The organism is Ruminococcus bicirculans (ex Wegman et al. 2014) (assembly GCF_000723465.1).
GTDB lineage: Bacteria > Bacillota > Clostridia > Oscillospirales > Ruminococcaceae > Hominimerdicola > Hominimerdicola aceti.
This window is the reverse complement of sequence record NZ_HF545616.1, coordinates 1,998,176-2,016,720: the sequence shown is the minus strand read 5'-3', so window position 1 is coordinate 2,016,720 and position 18,545 is coordinate 1,998,176. Positions and strand designations below refer to the sequence as shown.

Sequence of the window (18,545 nt, the reverse complement as noted above, 5' to 3'; positions counted from 1 at the left end):
GGAAGAGTAAATGAATGATATTAGGGCAGGCTTAGTACCGAAAACCACAAAATCAAAGGTCATGTTGACAAAATATCTGACAAAGTATCGCTTTTTGGGCATAATAGCTGTTTTCTTTTCTTCAATGGTCATAGGAATGGCGTTTGGCTCGTTGAGATATGTATTTGTGGTGTTCTGTTTAGTCATATTTATGATATGTACGGCAGGCTCTCCCTCAGACCCTCGCAAGAGCTTTGGAGGAAGCTTGCTCGACTTTCTGAGGTTTTTTGCTCAGAAAAAAACATACTACGGCTCAGGAAATGTGGATTGTGCTGATTATCTGAAAAAGGAGGAGGACAAGCGTGAAGCTAAGAAAAGAAAAAAGGAAAAATAAGCGTGTAAAAATGAATGCAAAGAATTGCCTTTGTACATACTTAAATTTCAATTCATTCCGCTTGACAGAGCAGGATCTAGCAACAGTTGGCGGTGGAAGGACAAATCTTGCGGCTAACTATGTGTTCAGGTTAAAGCATAATAATATTGGAAAGTATATGTCTGTTGTGGCTATTTACGGCATTGATATCATGCACTATTCCAATGACGATAAAATATCAGCGTTTAATGCTTTCGGTAGTGCAACTCAGCTTTTGGACTTGCCACATAAATATATTTTCAGCCACAAAAAACCTGACCTTTCAAGGCAGCGTGAGTTCTTGGAATACAAAAAATTGCAAACACAGCACCCATTTACAAGGGCAATGCTCGATAAGAAGCTCCGACAAATAGATGATCTGGAGAGGACTCACCGCAGTAATCTTGCATATATGTTTGTTTATGCAAACGATATTGATACGCTTTATGCAGCGGTAGAGCAATACTGCAATGCGTTTTCTGATACATCTATGGCTCTGTGCAGTTTTGACACAACAATAAGCTTTATGAGAACGCTTTTAAGCTTTTCGGACTGTGAAAATCGTGATATTGATTATCAAAATATCAATGCTTATGTTCTGCCCGACACAGTAAAATTCGGTCAGAATTATTTTAAGGTGAACAACACATATGTGACATCAGTTGTCATAAAAAGTTTTCCTGCATTGCTTGCTCCACTTGCTTTAACACGGCTTGTATCACAGAAATATAGTGACATAGTATCTATGTGGGACGTGTGTACCGCTGCTCGTGATGATGTTCAGGAACAGTTGAAGCAATCAATGGACGAGCTTAACTCTCGTTGGGCAATTAGGCTCGGCATGGCTGATAACATTGATACTCAGACAGAACTTGCAAAGATACAAGAGATATATAATTCAGTAGTGAATGGTGCTGAAAACATGGTGTATATGACACTGCGTTTTTATATCTTCAATAAAGACCTGTCAGCATTGAAAAAGCGTGTTGCAGTAGTGCAGAAAGAGTTGGCTACAAACAATGGACTACGTTCTTACGTCCCTGAAAATCAGATGTTTACCGAGTTTACAAGACTTATTGTTGAGGGCAATAATATTCAAACGCCAATGCCTATCTATGATACATACGCCAAAGAATTTCCGTTTTATTATCAGGAACACATTGATGATAATGGATTGTTTATGGGCTACACGCAGACAAACGGACTTGTCTTTCTTGACTCGTTTCTGCGTAACAGATACCGCTCGTCATATGATATGATACTTTGTGGAGTAAAGGGCGGTGGTAAGTCTGTAACGCTTAAGTTAATGGTGCAAAATCAGCTTATAATCGGCAACAAGGTTTTCGCTATTGATATTGAGGGTGAGTATAAGGACCTTGCTATGATGTATGACGGTCAGGTCATTACAATGGATAGACGTGCCTTTATAAACCCTCTGCAGATAAGGACAGTTATCGATTGGCAAAGTGAAAACAAGCTTGATGAAGAAGAAAACGATGATGATACACAGCAACAGCTCCTCTCCAAAGAAAGTGCTATCGAAACGAATTTCATATCTGAAATATCACGAATATGCACTTTTATGTATCAATACGTTCCGACAATGACCTATGATGTTATGACAGCTTTCAGAACTGTCCTTGTTGAAACTTATCAAAAAAAGGGTATAACAAAGTACACTGACGTAAACGCTCTTGCGCCTCAAAACTTTCCGACTTTTTCTGACGTTCTTGATGTTATAACATCAAAGATATCTTCGGGAACGCTCTCAGCAGATGAGATAACTTTGTATAAAACACTGCTTATGTATGTGAAAGAATTATCTGTTTCGGGTGCATATGGAACAATGTTTGATTCGCATACAAACATTGAGATAAACAATTCAAATCTTATAGTATTTAATGTGAAAGCATTGTCGGAAATGGACGAGAATGTGTATAACGCACAGCTTTTCAATATACTCTCGTTGATGTGGTCAGAGGTTTGCAAGAATGTTGCTCATAACAATAACCTTGTCAATCTTCTAGACCGCCGCAGAGTTATTTGTCTTATCGATGAAGCTCATCGTTTCATTAATACCAAGAATACTTTGTGTACTGATTTTATCTTAAAGCTTGAACGCCGTTCAAGAAAATATGACGCAGGACTTTGGTATGCAACGCAGTCGATACTTGACTTTATGCCGTCCGATACTGGTGAAAGTGTGGATACAGTTAAGAAGATATTTCAGCTCGTTCAGTATAAATTCTTACTTAAGCAATCTTCTGACAGTATCGAAATTTTACATAACATTTTCGGTCAGTTTACTATGTCTGAGTTATATGCAACGGACAATTTTGAGGCAGGAGAAATGCTGTTGTCACTAGGATCAGGCAAGAATAAGATACACTGTAAGAACGCCGCTACAGAGTGCGATTTGATGTACATAGGAAACTCTCAGGACAGGGATGAGATAGTAGACAGCATATTCAATCGTATGTATCTTCTTAATTGGAATCCTCAAAATCTTGCTAATGAAATGTATCGTTCTGAGCAAAAAACACAGGAATTTATTGAAACATTTACAAGGGAAGTCATTGAATATTTTGGTTTCAAAATAACAGACAGTGAGTATCTTTATGTGACAGTCAATAGGCTTGTAAAGAACCTTGCAAAGCGTTTTGGTGACAAGTACAACGTGAGAAAGTGGTGAGTACAGTATGGATAAGATTAAGCGAAACAACGCCATTTATATAGCATTTCTGAGCATTTCAATAGCTATTATGGCAGTTATTATAATCATACCTATGGTGCAATCTATGAGCTATGTGCGCCATACTGTAGACTACAACAGCATAGTTGCAATGGGTAGTTATCATATAAAAATATCAAATGCAACGTATCTTAAAGATAAAAAAGAGCTTTACTTTGCATTGTCGGCAAAAGAGGAAAGCAACTATTCAGGGAGCATAAGTTCAAAGCCTGAGATAAGCAACTACACGCTGAGATACTATGATGACAATGGCAAATATCATACAGAAGATATGCTGAAAAAGTATACTGTTTCACAGAAAAATGACTTTACAGAGATAATAACAGTATCCGATATTCCTTCGGGATATGACTACGTCTACATTGAGTTAAAGTGTACGATCGCTGCCTATGACGAGCCTGACACAGTTGACGAATTTGGTGATGTAATAAAGGGGCAACACCATGATGAGATAGTCAAAGAACAGTATTTTATGTTTGACAAAAAGGACGTCAGAGTGATAGACAGCAAGGACGATAATCAGGACGATATGAGCATTGTTATTGAAGAACAGACAGATAGTACATCTGAAAAAATTACAACTACAGAAGCCAAAAAGGATATTAAATCAGATTTGAAAAATGATAAAAAAGAGGATAAGCGCAGTGAAAGTTCATCAACCACAGATAGTATATCAGAGAGCAAGTCTGACAAAAAGAAAACTGAAAAGGTCACAACATCTACAGTGACATCGACTAAAAAAGTTGACGTAAATCCACAAGATAATCACGATTGGCAGGATACACAAGCACAGCCAAGTGGCGGTAACGATAACTATCATAATGACAATACATATACTGAAACACAGCCATACTATCATGATGAGCCTGCACAGACAGAGCCACCATATTATAATGTCCCCCTTGTCAAGACACAAATGAAAAAAATTATCGTGACAGCGAAAACTTTGTATAGCCATCCAAAAAACGTAAGCAAAATTTATGCAGCATTGCATACAGACTTGGCTTGGTAAACCTGCACAGGCAACTTGTAGCCAAGCGCCTGATGGGGTCTTTCGTTGTTGTAATCCTTGATGTAACTACCAATCTGCTGGCGCAGCTCTCTGGGATTGCTGTATTCATTGATATAAATCAACTCCGTTTTCAAGCTGCGAAACCAGCGTTCAATTACCACATTATCCACCCATCTAGCTTTTCCGTCCATACTCTGGCGGATATTCTTCGCTTTCAGAAATTCAATATAGTCATTGCTTGTAAACTGGCTGCCCTGATCAGAATTGATAATTTCAGGATTGCCGTATTGTTCCATGGCATTTGTGACTGCTGCTAAAACCGGTGCAGTATCCAGCGTATCAGACAATTCATAGCCCACGATAAAACGGCTGTACCAATCAATAATCGCTGTCAGATACATATGGCTACGCCCCATTTTGATATAGGTGATGTCAATTGACCATACCTGATTTGGTCGGTCAATTTTTAGATTTTTCAGCAGATACGGAAATTTTAAACTGTTCTTTCCGGGCTTTGAAAGATTGGATTTCGGATAAACCGGACAGATATTCATTTCCGCCATATAACGTCTGACAAGCTTTCTGCCGATTGCAATCCCGTCTTCCTGTACAAGCTTTTCTTTGATTTTCCGATGACCAATGTAGCAGAATTTTGTGTGCCAGTAGTCAATACGTGATTTGATGTATTCCTCACGCTCCAAGGCTTTTTCTGCCGGTTCAACAGGCTGATAGTACATCGAAGTGCGGTTGATTTCAAGCAGTTCACACTGTTCCTTAATGTTCAGCCTATCATTCTTCATAACCAGACTTTTCCTTCCAGTCAGGTCCGAGCACTTCTTCAGATTTTTTTTTGAGCCAGTCCACCTGAACTGTCAGGTGACCGATTTTCTGCATAAGCTTTTCTTCCCGCTTTTTTGAGTTCTCAGCTGCTCTTTTTGCTTCCTTTTCTGATTTTGAACCATTAAAGGCACGGGATGCATTCTCAAGAAATTCCTTTTTCCAATTTTTCAGCTGATTGACGTTGATTCCTTCACGACTTGCTATCTCGCTGATCGTCTGCTCTCCCTCCAGTATTTCTATTACGATTTTTGCCTTGTACTCCGGTGTGTATGTGTTCCTCTTCGCCATTATCGTGTCCTCCTGTTTCTTTCTTTTATTATACCACTGTCACGATGTTTTGGCAATTTTGTGTTCAGTTTCTAGGGTACATTATATATCAACCGCCTGCAACAACTACAACAGCGGTCATAAAAGCACGTTCTTTAAAGATAGAAACAATCTATGAGTACAATGATGTTAAGATAAACGTAGGTTCAACGGCACAGCTTAAAGCAGTTGTAGGTCCGTCAAATGCTGTGAATAAATCAGTGATTTGGCAAAGTAACAGACCTGATATTGCGGAGGTAGACAGCAACGGAAATGTGCATGGAATAAGCAGTGGAAAGGCTATAATAACTGTCCGTGTTGCAGACAACAGTGCCATAACAGCAAGCTGTATGGTGACAGTAAATTAAAGGAGAAATACAATGAATGACGAATATATTTATCAGTATCCTGCGCCTGAGTACATGGAAAACTTCAAAGAGATGGTAGCGCAAAGAACAACAAATACCAATGGCGCACGAAAGAAAGTTATCGTGTGCTTTGGCATTAGCATGGCTTTTTTAGTCCTTTACTGTCTGCCGTTTCTGAATTTTATCGACACATATTTATTACTTGTTGCAGTGATTTTTTTATGCGCAACAGTGATACTTCTTAAAGGGATAACAAAGAAAATAGGCACTCATAATCTCATGATACAAGCTACAGAGAATGACATGGTGCTGACGTATTATTCTGTCGGGGCAACGCCTAAAAAGGTATTGACATTACGTTATGAAGATATAATCGAGTGTCAGTTTTTCGATAAATCTTATACGAAAATACAGATAACTTTCAAGAAAAATAAGCACTCATATCTTAAATCATATAGTCAGACAGGTGGAGAAGTGAGCAATTTAGTTGACACTATGGTTTCATTTGAACTCAATCCATATTCCTATGAGCAAGGCTTTTTTATGTACATAGCACCTGATTATTTCAATATAAAAAAGTATGCACTGACAGATAAAATTCTAAAAAAATATGGCAACATAAATGAATATTTCACTCGCTTGGCTGAGAGTGAAGAGGTTGAATAAGGTGGTGTAAAATCTTATGCCAGATATTCGTTTGTCTAATGATTTGATGAGTAAAGTCGATAAAATTGCGGCTGAAAAAGAAATGTCACGAAACAAATTGGTCAACAAAATAATTGAAAAATACGTTGAAGCAAGTGACAGCTTTGTATCTGATATTCTTCCTGATGTTGTCCGCAGTATTGTCAAAGATGAGATAAAGAAACTTGACGATACTTCAACAGAAGTAATAAAGGATATGTATGTAACTATCATAAAGCTTAGAAAAATAACTGAAACACTAGAAACTTTCATGCTTCCAGAATACAATGAAGTGGACTATGATACGTTAAAAACTAACGAACTTTTGACTCTTATTGAGCTGTCTGAAAAACAAAAAAAGCGTTGATTTTTGAGCAAAAATCTTCATGCTTTTTTAGATAACAAATATTGCAAGGAAATTTTAAGGGGAAAACGCTATTTAAGTTATTTAACTTTGCTGATTTTAAGCTGAAATTTCTTATTTAAGTTAAATAGTCTATCCTATAATGTGGAAATTTTTAAGTGAAAAAGTTATTTAAGTTATTTAATTTGTCAGAAAAAGGGGTATTTAAGTTATTTAACATTGCTCCAAAAGAGGTATTTAAGTTATTTAACTTTCTGAATAAGTAGCCCCATTTTAAGTTCACCTAAAGCTCGGTACTACCGAGCTTTCACACAGGGAGTGTACCCACTCCCTTTATGCTCTTTGAGGTTATTCGTTCATGTTCTGAGCAAAATTCATTCATTCAAGTTCCCCTGAAAATCAATAGTTGGAGGTGCAAATTCAATGCCAAAAAAAATAAAAACATTCTCGTTTTCTGATACCGCTGAGAGAAATCTCAGCCTGCTTATGAGTGACCTTGAAATACATTCAGCGAGTGAATGTATAAGATACCTGATAGACGCAGAGTGCGTTCGTCGTGGGCTTATAAAAAAGGACGCAATGTCTGAAAACTTTGGTGCAGGAAAAGGTGACAGGTCAAATGCAAACTCAGTAAAAGACAAAGACGATCTATTGAGAGAAATACAAATGGTCAGCATTCAAATGGCAAAGTACAATAATCGTATTGAGGATATATATAAGATGTGTTATGAGGTCCGTGACGGAGTTAATTCTCAATGCAATTTCATGGACGCTCCTTTCACGTCTGCGGATACTATGGTTGAGGGCGCAGCGGTGAGCAAAGCAGTGCAAGGCTCATGCGAAACTTACGAAGCAAGAATGCGACGTTTGTCCGTGGACAAAGCAAACCGCCGCTAACGGCGGCGTATCTAAAAAAGAAGAAAAAGGGGTGATACATTGAAAAAGAAGCACACAACGCCTGCGGTAGTTTTTCATCTTGATATGATACAGCCTACGAGTAAGAAGTGGGTAATAGCCAAAGGATTTGACGGAATGTCTTATATGAACAGGGACGGAAAATTTCTTCCGAAAAAAGAGAAAACATTTAAGTCGCAGGCAACAGTAAATAAAGACTATATTGATTACATGAATAAGAATGGCGTCTTTGATACGAACTACTCAATGCTCACAGAAAAACAAATGGATACTTACAGAGATTATGAGCGTCAGAGTAAATCTGAGGGTTGTCCGAAATATGTGGGCTATCTGTCATTCGATAATCAGTTTCTAGTCGACAATGATCTGATGATAGGTGAAGTGCTTGACCGAGCAAAGCTTATGGATATCGCAAGAAAAGGAATCAATTCCTTGATCGACAAAAGCAACAAGCTAAAAAATGAAAACACTTATTGGTATGCGGCTATTCATGAGGATACAGACAATATCCATGTTCATTATACTTTGCTTGAATATCACCGCCTAGAGGATAGAACAGTAACATACAAAGGTAAAGGGCAGGACCTTTTAGAGCAGGACGCATTTAAGAAAATGAAGTCTACAGTTGCTAATGAAATTATGACAAAAAAGCTGACACCTGAGCTTACGGCTTTCAAGCGTAAAAATCTCATACCTGAGTTTTCTTCTTCCATAGTAGCGTCCAAAGAAATGATAGAACTGTTGAAGCTCCTTCCACCAAAACCGCCACACTCAGCGTGGCAATATGATAATGTGAAAGTTCGTCCGTATCAGCGCAGGATAGATATGTGTGTTGATAAAATTATTAGCTGTAACGAAAAGCTTCAGGCAGAGTTTGATGAATACGTTGAAAAGTTGAAAATGGCAGACGAACAGTACAAAAGATTTTATGGCGAAAACTCTGATTATTTTGAATACTCAAATAATCAGCTTGACGATTTTTATAACAGGGCAGGAAACAAGCTCCTGCAGGAACTTGCAAAATTGCAATATAGACTTGATAAAAATTATGCTAAAGAAAGTGACTTTACAGATATGGAAAAAGCCGTATCTAAAAAAGAAGAAAAAATGGCATACAAGGAGTTCAAAGAACATCTGAGTAAAAATGAATTGCTTCAGGCTCAGAGCTGCCTGAAAAAGCATAGCAAATCGAACGATACATTTGCTTATCAGCTTGGGAAGCTTTTGCTTGAAAACTATGATGATAAAGAAAACATTGATAATGGAATAAAGATACTCAGCGAGATCGCAGAGAAAAAAGACAGTCGCTGTTATGATAAAGCAAACTACCGATTGGGTAAATATTATGAAGATATAGGCAACAGCGAAAAGGCAGAGGTACACTTGCTTCGTTCGGCAGAGGATAACAACGTGTATGCAATGTACAAGCTAGGAAAAGCGTATCTAAAAAAGAATAAAGAAACAAGCAACAAGGACGATTTGAAAAAGGCGGAACGTTGGCTGAAAAAAGCGGCTGACTTCGATGACCCATATGCACAATGTTCATATGGTATGCTTTGCTTCAAGACAGAACGTCGTGACAAAGGCTTATATTATCTCGAAAAATCAGCGGCTAAAGGAAATGAGTTTGCAAAAATGATAATTCAGACTACAGTAAATCGTGAAGAAGCAAGGCTGAGAAAGCAAAACAACAAGAGAAAATTCCGCAGTTTCAGCGCACAGCAAGCTTTGGTTCGTTCTAAACGAGCCATGAATGTATGTTGGCATTCCGTTAAGTCACTCATGAGCGAGTATGACTATCACATCAAGAAGTTGCAGGAAGAATATGACTATGAAAATAATATTGTAAATGAAATGGACGGCTATAGCTATTCAATAGATTAGGAGAAATACAATGAACAATGATTTTGATGAACTGAATAAAAGCAGAATAAAGGTACGGCTTTTAAAGGCGTTTGGTTTTGGTGGTCTGATATATGTTGTAATAAACTTGTGCCTGAATTATTTTCACCTATCCCTGACGTTCATAAATGCAAAGCATAAAGGTATAACAGCGGTGGAATATTTCCGCTTGAAGTGGACGTATTTTATTACAACAGATAATTTTCCGCTACCAATGGTAATTATGATATCATTTTTCATAGGCATAATGCTTGCGCTGCGTTCTGAAACACATTGGCGTATCAAAAATGAAAACAAAACTATAAAGGGCAAGCAGCGTTTTATGAATACTAAAGAAATGGAAAAAGTTTTATATTCGTTTGATTGTGATAAAATGAAGTCGGCTAAAAAGTCAGGAATCATCATTGCAAAGGAAAACGGAAAGTTTTACATAGACGCTGAAACGATACACAGCTTAATAATTGGTACAACTCGTTCAGGTAAAGGTCAGACGTTCGTTATGCCTATGATTAGGCACATCGCAATGTCACAGGCTAAACACTCTATGGTAATAAATGACCCTAAAGGCGAGATAGCTGAAAACTGCACGGCTATGCTGAGGGAAAACGGCTATAAAGTAGTGTTCCTAAATCTGCGTGATACAAATATGTCATCGTTATGGAATCCGCTTCAAAAAGCCATTGATGAATACAAAAAGGCAAGAGATAATAATGAGGACCTCGACAAAACTATAGACGAAGTGCAATCGTTAGCAACGGTCTTCACAGCCGATGAACAATCTCAGCCGATTTGGCCTGAATCGGCTAAATCGCTTTTAGTTGCGATGATTTTATATTTGCTTGAAAAGGGATATGACGATGGCAATCTTGCTAATGTTTCCATGTATTCAATATACAACCTTTTCGTTGAGTTCGGAACGGAAAATGAGGTGCAGATAGTCAATGGTGAGAAGCGAAATGTGAATGCTCTTGACAGCCTTTTTAAATCACTGCCTCGTGGCTCTGCGGCAAAAGCGGCTTATGCAACTTCTCGATTTGCAGAGGGTGACTGCCGTGCAAGTATTTTTACCACGCTCTCATCAGATATATCCATATTCGGCTCTGACAGTGGAATATCTCGACTTACATCTGGAAATCAAATTAATTTTGAGGAACTCGCTGACCCTGACCACCCTATGGCAGTGATAATGATAGTCCCTGATGAAAAGAAAAGCCGTCACGTCATAGCTTCGCTTTTCGTTAATCAGTGCTATAATGCACTCGTTGACTATGCTAACAAATTCATCGGGCAGAAGTTACCGCAGAGAGTTCATTTCATTCTTGACGAGTTTGGAAACATGGTAAATATTCCTGATATGGATACAAAGATAACAGTTGGTGCAGGACGTAATCTTCTTTTTGACCTGTTCGTTCAGGACCTTAATCAGCTCGATACAAAATACAATAATGCTGCCAAGACTATACGCTCCAATACAGGTAATCTTGTGTATATAAATTCTCTTGACGTAGATACAAACAAATATTTCTCGTCAGCCTTGGGTGACAGGACAATAGAATATACTACATACAGCGGTGACTTGCATAGCTTTCTTTCTCATCAAGCAGGCTCTGTGGATAGCGTACCGCTCATACGCCCTGAAGATTTATCCGAATTGCCATTTGGAACAGCTATCACTAAAAGGCAGCGTTGCTATCCTATAAAAACAGTTTTTGACCCATTTTACAGGCTCGGCATAAAAGCTCAAAGTATAGCAGAGATAGCAAAGACAATGGATTTTCGTTATAACAGTCTTGAAGAAACGATATATCCTCTCGATAGCATATGGCAGAAGCTTTTTATCCCTATCAAAGATAACAAGGGATATATGTATAAGGCTGTCAGGCGAAAAGACCCTGCTGAAATAAAGAAGCTCACAGAAACGTACAGCCACGGCAGTCAGACTATGGTGCTGCCTATCTGCTTTGAAAATCAGATCTATAGGAAAATGCCTTTTAGTGATGATCCAAAAGAACGTGAGTGGACAGAGATACCTTGTGATAATGCGCACATTGTGGAACTGGGCAAGATAAAGCTTGACGCATATATATCTTCCGATGGTCATTCACGGACACGTTGGGACAACAAGCGGAAAGAGATTTATCGAAATCGAAAAAATGCGGTCACAAAGGCAAGTTCAACAGACTACACGGATAAGAGGTTATCAGCTCCGTCACCAATCACTGAAGCATTGCAGATTATAAACTCACGTTCCGAGTTGTGTGCAGAGGGCGAGTACAACCGCCTTATTGAAGCTAAAAATAAGCCAGCGGTGGAAAAACTCATTAATCAGGCATTTACAAAGAAAATCATATCCAGAAAGCAATACGATTTGCTTAAACATGACATTGAGATTAACTTCAATAAATAATGGAAAACTGTATCTAAAAAGGATAAAAGTCTTGACTTAGCGCAAGGTATAGAGTATACTTTAGATAGATAATAAGGGGGTGTCAGTTGTGAGTGTATTTCCCGTAAGAGCTAGTGGAGATGAAAACGTCTTAAAACACAATTTCCCCACAAAGCAGGCTGATATTGCCGCTGATTTAAGAAAACAAATGACTTCTGAATGTGATGTTGTAGATTATGATGATATTCACAGCGTATTGCTTAAACAGGAAATAGACAAGAAAGGAGTGCTTATCTATGACGGACAAAATCTATAGCATTGATGAAATAAAGCACTTAGTCGCTCCTGTTGCGAAAGAGTTTGAGCTTAATGAGATTTATCTTTTTGGCTCGTATTCCCGTGATACAGCCAATAAAGATAGTGATATCGATTTATATATACCTATTTTGCCCTCCAAAATAGGTATAAGGTATTTTGGTATGCTTGAAACTCTTAAGGATACATTTCAGAAGGATATCGATATTATCACTGACGATACTGTATTTTTGTCAGCTGAGGAACATGATAAATTTATGTTGGAAATAATGAAAGATAGGGTGATTATTTATAAACAGAGATAGGAATATACTCGTTCATATGCTTGAATACTGTAATGATATTTATGATGATTGCTTGCGACTTGGCAACAGCTATGAGGTGTTTAAAAATGATAGATTATTGCAAAAAGCAGTAACAATGTCAATGTTACAGATTGGTGAGTTGACAACACATCTATCTGATGAGTTTAAAGACTTAACAAACAATGAAATGGATTGGCGAAACCTTAAAGGCTTACGAAACATAGTTGCTCATCAGTATGGCTCTATACAATTTGATTTGATATGGCAAATCAAAGAAAATGATATACCAATGATAATGGACTTTTGCCAAAAATATATATCTTTTTTTGATGAACAATTAGATTTGGATATTGACGAACCATTAGACCTGACAAAAGATAATTCATTGAAAAGGTAATCAATACATATGCTTAAGGATCTGAATTTCAGGTCCTTTTTTTTGTTGCCTAAATATATTGGAAAGGAGGAAGGGAAATGCGTATACCAAACAGCTTTATAACGGACCTCAGAAGCAATTACACAGATTTTGCCGTAGCCTGCAAACTATATAGCCTTGTCAGCTCTCATACCAAGCGTAGCAGCAACGGCTATGAAGTTTGCATTAAGCAGGAAACTATAGCTGCTTCCTGCAAATGCTCTGTATCAAGCGTAAAACGTTCTGTGTGCCGTCTTGAAGAAATGGGCATAATTACGCATAAATATCGTTTGGACGGCTCTGAGGGGCGTTTAGGGGCATATCACTATGCGTTGAAGCCTTATGACCTGAGCAAAAACTATTTCTATATAAATAATCGTAAGGCATACTCTGCCGAATTGTCACCAAAGCTTTTCTATGTGTATGCAGTATTCTGCAAACTCATGTGCAATGATATAGCAAGATTTTATCAGTCGCTTAATGACCTTTCTGCGCTCATCAGGCTGAGTAGGGCAGAAGTATCAAAGGTCATAGCGGTGCTTATTGACAGGTCCATGGTGCGCAAACAGCTCAAACGAACTAGAGCAGGAGATTATACGGACAATACATACTTCATCATCACTCGTAAACAAGGTTGCATAAAAAAAGCAGGACCTAGATCCAATAGGTCCTGCTCAAATGGTTTGTGTTCTCGTGGGAGTTCACAACTCAAACAGCTATATAATAACACCTCGGACGGGATTTGTCAATCCTTTTTGCGAAAATTTTTATTATATAAGCCGATTTTATTTTATTATGGGGGTAGTCCCTGATTTGCACCCTCATATTTATAACCCACTTTGTATTAATATCTAAAAAAGGTCAGATAGAGTAATTCTGTTATATTACTTAGTTCAGAATATGTAGTAATATATATGGCTTTTGATTTTTTTGAAATTTGCCCTTTTGCCTTTTTTTAGATAATTTTAGGAGGACTTTTTTTATGTTGAAAAGAGAATATTTGATAAGATTGCGTACAGATATGCACTTTACCCGAGAAAACGTTGCTAAAGAGCTTGGCGTTAAAGACCGCTATCTCAAAAACATAGAGGACGGGCGAAGCCTATCTACGGAAGCTATAACACGGCACTTTATTGTTTTGTCAAAGCTTTTTGGTATATCAATAACCGACTTGGCGGCAATGGAAGCACTTTATCAAGTTGCCAATATTGAGCTGATAGATACGATGTCAAATGAACCCACCAAGAGCAGTATTGACAATGTCGACTGATTTCGTCTTGTTTTCCTCAAAGCAATGACTATATATGTTTAACGTTGTAGTTGGGGTTGAGTGACCTAGTGTCGCTGATACAGTTACAGCGTCTATGCCAGCATTTATCTGCAGACTGGCGTTGAGATGTCTGAATGTATGAACGCCATAGAAGGGTAAACCATTTTTCTTACACATTCTCTCAAGCCACTTGTAAGGCGTATTTGGGTGCATGGGCTTGCCATTTGCCTGCGTGAATAGCCTATCAGTTTTGACAATTTCTAAGCCTTTTCCTTTTCTGTTCCGAAAATCAAATTGCTGAGAATTTTGGTAGAGCTTCAGTAGCTTTGATAGTTCTTTCGGTATTTTAATAAAACGTTGCGATTTTTCGGTCTTAGTGACATCTGTATAGATACCCTCTATTGGCGTGTAATTTGAAGTCCGCTTTATCCTGACGTTGCATTTATCAAAATCAAAATCGTTCCATTCAAGACCTAGTATCTCACCTCTGCGTAGTCCTGTAAGCATAGCAAGTGTAAAGAATATTTGATATTTGAATTGAACGTGCTTTAATGTGCTTAATAATGTCTTGGCTTCATCAATGGTGTAGATTTTAATCTCTTTCGGACGCATTGTTTCGCCATTACCATTGATTTTAGGTATATCAACATCTGAGCAAGGGTTGTCTTTTATGTATCCGTATTTCACCCCATACGAAAAAATATTCGTAAGATACGTCATGTAATTCTTTATAGTTTTTCGTGATAATGGATTTCCTGTGCGTAGATTACCACCTTTTTCAGATAACTTATTAACATATGATTGGATAGTTATAGTCGAAATAGTTTGCAGACTGTTCTCGCCCAAATCATGATTGATCCGATTAGCAATCAATCTTTCTGAATTGCGAGTTGTTTCACGATGATTTTTTTCAGCGTAATTTGTATACCATTCGTCAGCTAAGTGTTTAACTGTCATTTGTGTGTCTGTTTGAATATTTTCAAAAGTGTTTTCTTCGGCTGTTTTTTGTACTGATTGAGATGAAATAATAGTAGTCAATTCTGATATAATATCATCTTTCTGCTTTGAGCTTTCTGTTAAAATACGAATTTGCTCTTGTAAAATAGTATTTTGCTCCATTAAAAATCTAATTATCTCATTATTTTGCTTATCGTAAAAATTCATTGATTATTCTACAGCTATCTCCCTTTTTTGTCCGTGGACAATTTATTATAAACCCAATGGATATTATACCACAAGTTGGATATATTTCATGTGTTAAATATAAAAACAATAATGATATTGTGTGAACAAATGTTCATTTTTAACACAAGAGAGAATGACTTCCAAAGGTTGACAAAATGCCTGACATATGTTATGATTAAAGCAAATAAAAATTACATTAGGAGAGATTGAAATGAAAAAATTATTAGCTATGATACTTGCGTTAGGAGTTACGTTTTCTATTTGTACGTCTTGCGGTTCTTCAAGTTCTGATACCGAAGATGAAGACTCATCTTCGACTGTTTTGGAAAATAGTGATGAATTGCTGAAAAGCAATAATAAAGTCGCTAAGACACTTTTTACGTTAGTGAATAGTCGATACGCTGATGTTATCGTTGAAGGCGGTGAATATACAGAGGGCGAATACACATTCGATGTAACTGACGCCATGGAAACAGAGGGACAAGACGATACTATAAAGCGTGAAAAATATAGTGAAGAAGCAACTAAAACCGATATCGAGCAAACTTGTTGGAAAGCTTTGAAAAAAGCAGATATCGATAAGGGCATTTGTGTTGTCAAAATTGCCGACTCTGTAATCACAATGGCTTGTTATTCTAATTCTGAGATAAGTCAGTGCGCAGGCATTTATCCTAACCCAAAAACAGAAGCTCCGTCTTTTGGTATATCAAATATTCCTGAAGAATATAAGCAAGTTCCGTCATATGATGATGACGATGAAGACGCTGGCGTAATGGACTAACTTAACTTTTTAAAGCTCAAGCCGTGGCATAGTCTGCGGCTTGAGTATTTTTTTGTCCATGGACAAAAAAAGCCTGTGAGTGTAAATTCTCACAGGCTTTTGTATTTTAATGACTTAGGGAGTAATATAATGATTTTTACACTTCTTCAAAAAATCATTTGTGATTTGAAACGATATTGTATCAAAAACATTAAGCGGTGTCATATCTCTGATAAAACGATTAATATCCTTATAAACAAAATTTTTTCCTTGTATTGCTTTGCAATGCTCACATATATTCATCGCATAGCTGCGTCTTAGAGTTTTGCTGTATGCAACAGAGATTCTTTTAGGATATTTGTTTACCATGATTTCATCAAAAGAGAATACATCGCCGAGTACCTTAACTCCATAGTATTCAATATCCTCGTTTATCATGTGTAACTCTGTGTTTTGATATTTGAGAGCTTTAATTTTATCCCAAGGATATGTGAAGTTATCAAGAATATTGCCTGTATACACAATATAGGTCAATATTTGAGTCTTCTCTCCGCAATTGTAGCAAGTTTTGTCATATGAATATACAATAAGTTTACCAGTGGATGTTGGAACATCGTTGGAACTTGATAAATCACACCCTGTCATCAAATCAATGGTGTATCGGTCATATGTATACTCTTTTCCGCCTTTTTTGAAAACAACAACATATTTATCTCCTATCTCCCTGATAGAATATGCAGTGTAAAGTTTTCCTGTTTTAGTGTTTACAAACTTATTCAAGACGCAACCCCCTATAAAATTTTATTTTCATCCATATTTTTTTAATAAAAGTCTTGACAAATACTGAGATATGTGGTATAATAAAAAGGAAATAAGAAAAGTGAGCGCATTAAAAAAGCACTCACTTAGGTATATAACTTTTGGCGAAGCTATATACCCTGAAATCACAGTTGCTCCAACAACGGTGAAAACATTAAGTGAATGCGATTTATTCTGTCGTTCATTATAACACAGAATTTCGATAATGTCAAGAGTGTTTCATCGTTTAGCGGACTGTGAAGCACTCTTGTTTTTATGCAAATATATCCCCGTCAGGCTTTAGGACCTTTCGGCTGGACTCAGAATAAGACATAATGATGTGTAACCTTTGCGAAATCACTAACAACTGCGCCGTGATGGACACTAGCGAGTATAGGCACTGTGGTGCTGAGCTACCTGTGAGAGTAACAAAGCAAGGGTGTCAACCCCGTGCCGACATTGCCACAATGCAGTCCCATTGTTTGAATGTCACCGCAGAGGTTTCGTGCGCCAAAGGGAAAAATCATTATATAGCATAAGCAAAAAAATCAATACGATTACGGATTGTTTTTACATACACTCGGTCAAGCGGTATGCTTGGCTGACCAAAGGGTATTAATCATTAATGCTCTTTGGTCAATCAAGCAAGTTTGCTTCTTTTTTAGATATTAGCACAAAGTTCGCAGAATAAATATCCTACGAACTTTGAACCTAATCTTTGGTGCGGCAAACGGGACTTGAACCCGTACGTCAAGGACACACGCCCCTCAAACGTGCCTGTCTGCCAATTCCAGCACTGCCGCATTTGCTATTCTTTTCGCTGAACTCTTTCGTTTTGTTTGTGTTCCGTGTCATTCAGCTTAATTATTATAGCATTTATTTTTTCTATTGTCAAGGCTTTTTTTCAAAAAAAATTCGTCTATTTATAAATATACATATCACATACTTATTTGTATATGTTTAAGCTCCGCTATTGACAAATCAGGCAGGCGGTATAACAGTTCTGTTAGGCTAGATATTCTAAATCAAAGCATACCACACGGCACATCTACACAACCTTGTAAAAAATTCAAACCACTCCGCTGCCCAAGGTGGAACAGTTTCACTCATTATGAATTTTTTCAACAAAAAAAGGACTTCATTACGAAGTCCTTTAATTATTTGTGTAAACTCAGAATTACTTGAGCTCAACAGAAGCGCCAGCAGCCTCAAGCTTTGTCTTGATCTCCTCAGCGTCAGCCTTTGAAGCACCTTCCTTGATAGCCTTAGGAGCACTCTCAACGAGTTCCTTAGACTCCTTAAGACCAAGACCTGTGATCTCCTTAACAGCCTTGATAACAGCCATCTTAGCATCGCCGAATGAAGTCAGAACTACGTCGAACTCTGTCTTCTCCTCAGCAGCAGCGCCAGCAGCACCAGCAGCTGGAGCAGCAGCAACAGCTGCTGTTACACCGAATTCTTCCTGGATAGCGTCAACAAGCTCTGAAAGCTCGAGAACGGAAAGTTTCTTGATCTCTTCTACAAAATTCATAATCTTCTCTGAAGCCATGATAAAAATCTCCTTTTTATTAAATAAT

Annotated in this window: 19 protein-coding genes and 1 tRNA gene; 15 read left to right on the top strand and 5 right to left on the bottom strand. The window is 37.6% G+C overall.

The window, feature by feature from the left end:
* Window positions 1-10 precede the first annotated feature (10 nt).
* From RBI_RS09345 to RBI_RS09335, 3 genes are read left to right on the top strand one after another with little or no spacing between them, the layout of a single operon-like run.
* Window positions 11-373, top strand: a complete 363-nt coding sequence (locus RBI_RS09345; protein ID WP_038672536.1) for a hypothetical protein — start codon at window positions 11-13, stop codon at window positions 371-373.
* Entirely contained in the window at window positions 342-3,083 is a 2,742-nt protein-coding gene (locus RBI_RS09340; protein WP_038672534.1) for a VirB4 family type IV secretion system protein, read from the top strand. The genes RBI_RS09345 and RBI_RS09340 overlap by 32 nt, the downstream gene beginning before the upstream one ends.
* Before the next feature lie 7 nt (window positions 3,084-3,090).
* Window positions 3,091-4,155 carry a hypothetical protein gene (locus tag RBI_RS09335; RefSeq protein ID WP_038672533.1) on the top strand — a complete coding sequence of 355 codons (1,065 nt, stop codon included), beginning with the start codon at window positions 3,091-3,093 and terminating at the stop codon, window positions 4,153-4,155.
* Here RBI_RS09335 and RBI_RS09330 read toward each other — a convergent pair.
* Window positions 4,122-5,283 (bottom strand): IS3 family transposase gene (locus RBI_RS09330; protein WP_242843625.1). Its coding sequence is split into 2 segments (ribosomal slippage): window positions 4,122-4,997 and window positions 4,999-5,283, totalling 1,161 coding nucleotides; the frame shifts between segments, so codons are not numbered across the junction. The two genes, RBI_RS09335 and RBI_RS09330, sit on opposite strands and share 34 nt — an antisense overlap.
* Window positions 5,284-5,327: 44 nt before the next feature.
* Between RBI_RS09330 and RBI_RS14215 the strand changes: the two genes are divergently transcribed.
* The 11 genes from RBI_RS14215 to RBI_RS09270 all read left to right on the top strand — a co-directional run bounded on the left by RBI_RS14215 (window position 5,328) and on the right by RBI_RS09270 (window position 14,225).
* The gene (locus tag RBI_RS14215) at window positions 5,328-5,669 is read left to right on the top strand and encodes an Ig-like domain-containing protein (protein WP_051706730.1); all 342 of its coding nucleotides are present in this window, start codon (window positions 5,328-5,330) and stop codon (window positions 5,667-5,669) included.
* A gap of 12 nt (window positions 5,670-5,681) precedes the next feature.
* Entirely contained in the window at window positions 5,682-6,335 is a 654-nt protein-coding gene (locus RBI_RS09315) for a hypothetical protein (protein WP_038672529.1), read from the top strand.
* 16 nt (window positions 6,336-6,351) lie between these two features.
* Window positions 6,352-6,720 (top strand): hypothetical protein, encoded by a 369-nt coding sequence (locus RBI_RS09310; protein ID WP_038672527.1) that lies wholly within the window; start codon window positions 6,352-6,354, stop codon window positions 6,718-6,720.
* 420 nt (window positions 6,721-7,140) lie between these two features.
* Window positions 7,141-7,614 carry a hypothetical protein gene (locus tag RBI_RS09305; RefSeq protein WP_038672525.1) on the top strand — a complete coding sequence of 158 codons (474 nt, stop codon included), beginning with the start codon at window positions 7,141-7,143 and terminating at the stop codon, window positions 7,612-7,614.
* Between the two features lie 39 nt (window positions 7,615-7,653).
* On the top strand, window positions 7,654-9,516 hold the full coding sequence (mobL, locus tag RBI_RS09300; RefSeq protein WP_038672523.1) for a relaxase MobL: 1,863 nt from the start codon (window positions 7,654-7,656) through the stop codon (window positions 9,514-9,516).
* Between the two features lie 10 nt (window positions 9,517-9,526).
* Window positions 9,527-11,941: a VirD4-like conjugal transfer protein, CD1115 family gene (locus tag RBI_RS09295; protein ID WP_038672521.1), complete on the top strand. Its 2,415-nt coding sequence runs from the start codon at window positions 9,527-9,529 to the stop codon at window positions 11,939-11,941.
* A gap of 88 nt (window positions 11,942-12,029) precedes the next feature.
* Complete coding sequence (locus RBI_RS09290; RefSeq protein WP_038672519.1) at window positions 12,030-12,236, top strand: hypothetical protein; 207 nt, start codon at window positions 12,030-12,032, stop codon at window positions 12,234-12,236.
* Window positions 12,217-12,540, top strand: a complete 324-nt coding sequence (locus tag RBI_RS09285) for a nucleotidyltransferase family protein (protein WP_051706729.1) — start codon at window positions 12,217-12,219, stop codon at window positions 12,538-12,540. The genes RBI_RS09290 and RBI_RS09285 overlap by 20 nt, the downstream gene beginning before the upstream one ends.
* A gap of 16 nt (window positions 12,541-12,556) precedes the next feature.
* Window positions 12,557-12,937, top strand: coding sequence for a HepT-like ribonuclease domain-containing protein (locus RBI_RS09280; RefSeq protein ID WP_051706726.1), 381 nt, complete (start codon window positions 12,557-12,559; stop codon window positions 12,935-12,937).
* 77 nt (window positions 12,938-13,014) lie between these two features.
* Window positions 13,015-13,767: a helix-turn-helix domain-containing protein gene (locus RBI_RS09275; protein WP_038672517.1), complete on the top strand. Its 753-nt coding sequence runs from the start codon at window positions 13,015-13,017 to the stop codon at window positions 13,765-13,767.
* A gap of 170 nt (window positions 13,768-13,937) precedes the next feature.
* Window positions 13,938-14,225: a helix-turn-helix domain-containing protein gene (locus RBI_RS09270; RefSeq protein ID WP_038672514.1), complete on the top strand. Its 288-nt coding sequence runs from the start codon at window positions 13,938-13,940 to the stop codon at window positions 14,223-14,225.
* Here RBI_RS09270 and RBI_RS09265 read toward each other — a convergent pair.
* Window positions 14,184-15,389: a tyrosine-type recombinase/integrase gene (locus RBI_RS09265; protein WP_051706724.1), complete on the bottom strand. Its 1,206-nt coding sequence runs from the start codon at window positions 15,387-15,389 to the stop codon at window positions 14,184-14,186. The two genes, RBI_RS09270 and RBI_RS09265, sit on opposite strands and share 42 nt — an antisense overlap.
* Before the next feature lie 232 nt (window positions 15,390-15,621).
* On the opposite strand from RBI_RS09265, the gene RBI_RS09260 reads away from it, so the two are divergent.
* A complete protein-coding gene (locus RBI_RS09260; protein ID WP_038672512.1) occupies window positions 15,622-16,191 on the top strand; it encodes a hypothetical protein in 570 nt (189 codons plus the stop codon).
* Between the two features lie 114 nt (window positions 16,192-16,305).
* Here the strand turns inward: RBI_RS09260 and RBI_RS14210 are convergent, their stop codons facing one another.
* The 3 genes from RBI_RS14210 to rplL all read right to left on the bottom strand — a co-directional run bounded on the left by RBI_RS14210 (window position 16,306) and on the right by rplL (window position 18,517).
* Window positions 16,306-16,950: a hypothetical protein gene (locus tag RBI_RS14210; RefSeq protein WP_051706723.1), complete on the bottom strand. Its 645-nt coding sequence runs from the start codon at window positions 16,948-16,950 to the stop codon at window positions 16,306-16,308.
* 737 nt (window positions 16,951-17,687) lie between these two features.
* Window positions 17,688-17,771 (bottom strand) — tRNA-Leu (locus RBI_RS09250).
* A 374-nt stretch (window positions 17,772-18,145) separates the two neighbouring features.
* A complete protein-coding gene (gene rplL / locus RBI_RS09245) occupies window positions 18,146-18,517 on the bottom strand; it encodes a 50S ribosomal protein L7/L12 (RefSeq protein WP_022288201.1) in 372 nt (123 codons plus the stop codon).
* Window positions 18,518-18,545: the final 28 nt, after the last annotated feature.

What these genes read in the sequence shown, in the direction of transcription:
- RBI_RS09345 (WP_038672536.1), top strand. Translation starts at nt 11, where the DNA reads ATGAATGATATTAGGGCAGGCTTAGTACCGAAAACCACAAAATCAAAG.
- RBI_RS09335 (WP_038672533.1), top strand. Translation starts at nt 3,091, where the DNA reads ATGGATAAGATTAAGCGAAACAACGCCATTTATATAGCATTTCTGAGC.
- RBI_RS14215 (WP_051706730.1), top strand. Translation starts at nt 5,328, where the DNA reads ATGTTTTGGCAATTTTGTGTTCAGTTTCTAGGGTACATTATATATCAA.
- RBI_RS09315 (WP_038672529.1), top strand. Translation starts at nt 5,682, where the DNA reads ATGAATGACGAATATATTTATCAGTATCCTGCGCCTGAGTACATGGAA.
- RBI_RS09310 (WP_038672527.1), top strand. Translation starts at nt 6,352, where the DNA reads ATGCCAGATATTCGTTTGTCTAATGATTTGATGAGTAAAGTCGATAAA.
- RBI_RS09305 (WP_038672525.1), top strand. Translation starts at nt 7,141, where the DNA reads ATGCCAAAAAAAATAAAAACATTCTCGTTTTCTGATACCGCTGAGAGA.
- RBI_RS09295 (WP_038672521.1), top strand. Translation starts at nt 9,527, where the DNA reads ATGAACAATGATTTTGATGAACTGAATAAAAGCAGAATAAAGGTACGG.
- RBI_RS09285 (WP_051706729.1), top strand. Translation starts at nt 12,217, where the DNA reads ATGACGGACAAAATCTATAGCATTGATGAAATAAAGCACTTAGTCGCT.
- RBI_RS09280 (WP_051706726.1), top strand. Translation starts at nt 12,557, where the DNA reads ATGCTTGAATACTGTAATGATATTTATGATGATTGCTTGCGACTTGGC.
- RBI_RS09275 (WP_038672517.1), top strand. Translation starts at nt 13,015, where the DNA reads ATGCGTATACCAAACAGCTTTATAACGGACCTCAGAAGCAATTACACA.
- RBI_RS09270 (WP_038672514.1), top strand. Translation starts at nt 13,938, where the DNA reads ATGTTGAAAAGAGAATATTTGATAAGATTGCGTACAGATATGCACTTT.
- RBI_RS09265 (WP_051706724.1), bottom strand. Translation starts at nt 15,389, where the DNA reads ATGAATTTTTACGATAAGCAAAATAATGAGATAATTAGATTTTTAATG.
- RBI_RS09260 (WP_038672512.1), top strand. Translation starts at nt 15,622, where the DNA reads ATGAAAAAATTATTAGCTATGATACTTGCGTTAGGAGTTACGTTTTCT.
- rplL (WP_022288201.1), bottom strand. Translation starts at nt 18,517, where the DNA reads ATGGCTTCAGAGAAGATTATGAATTTTGTAGAAGAGATCAAGAAACTT.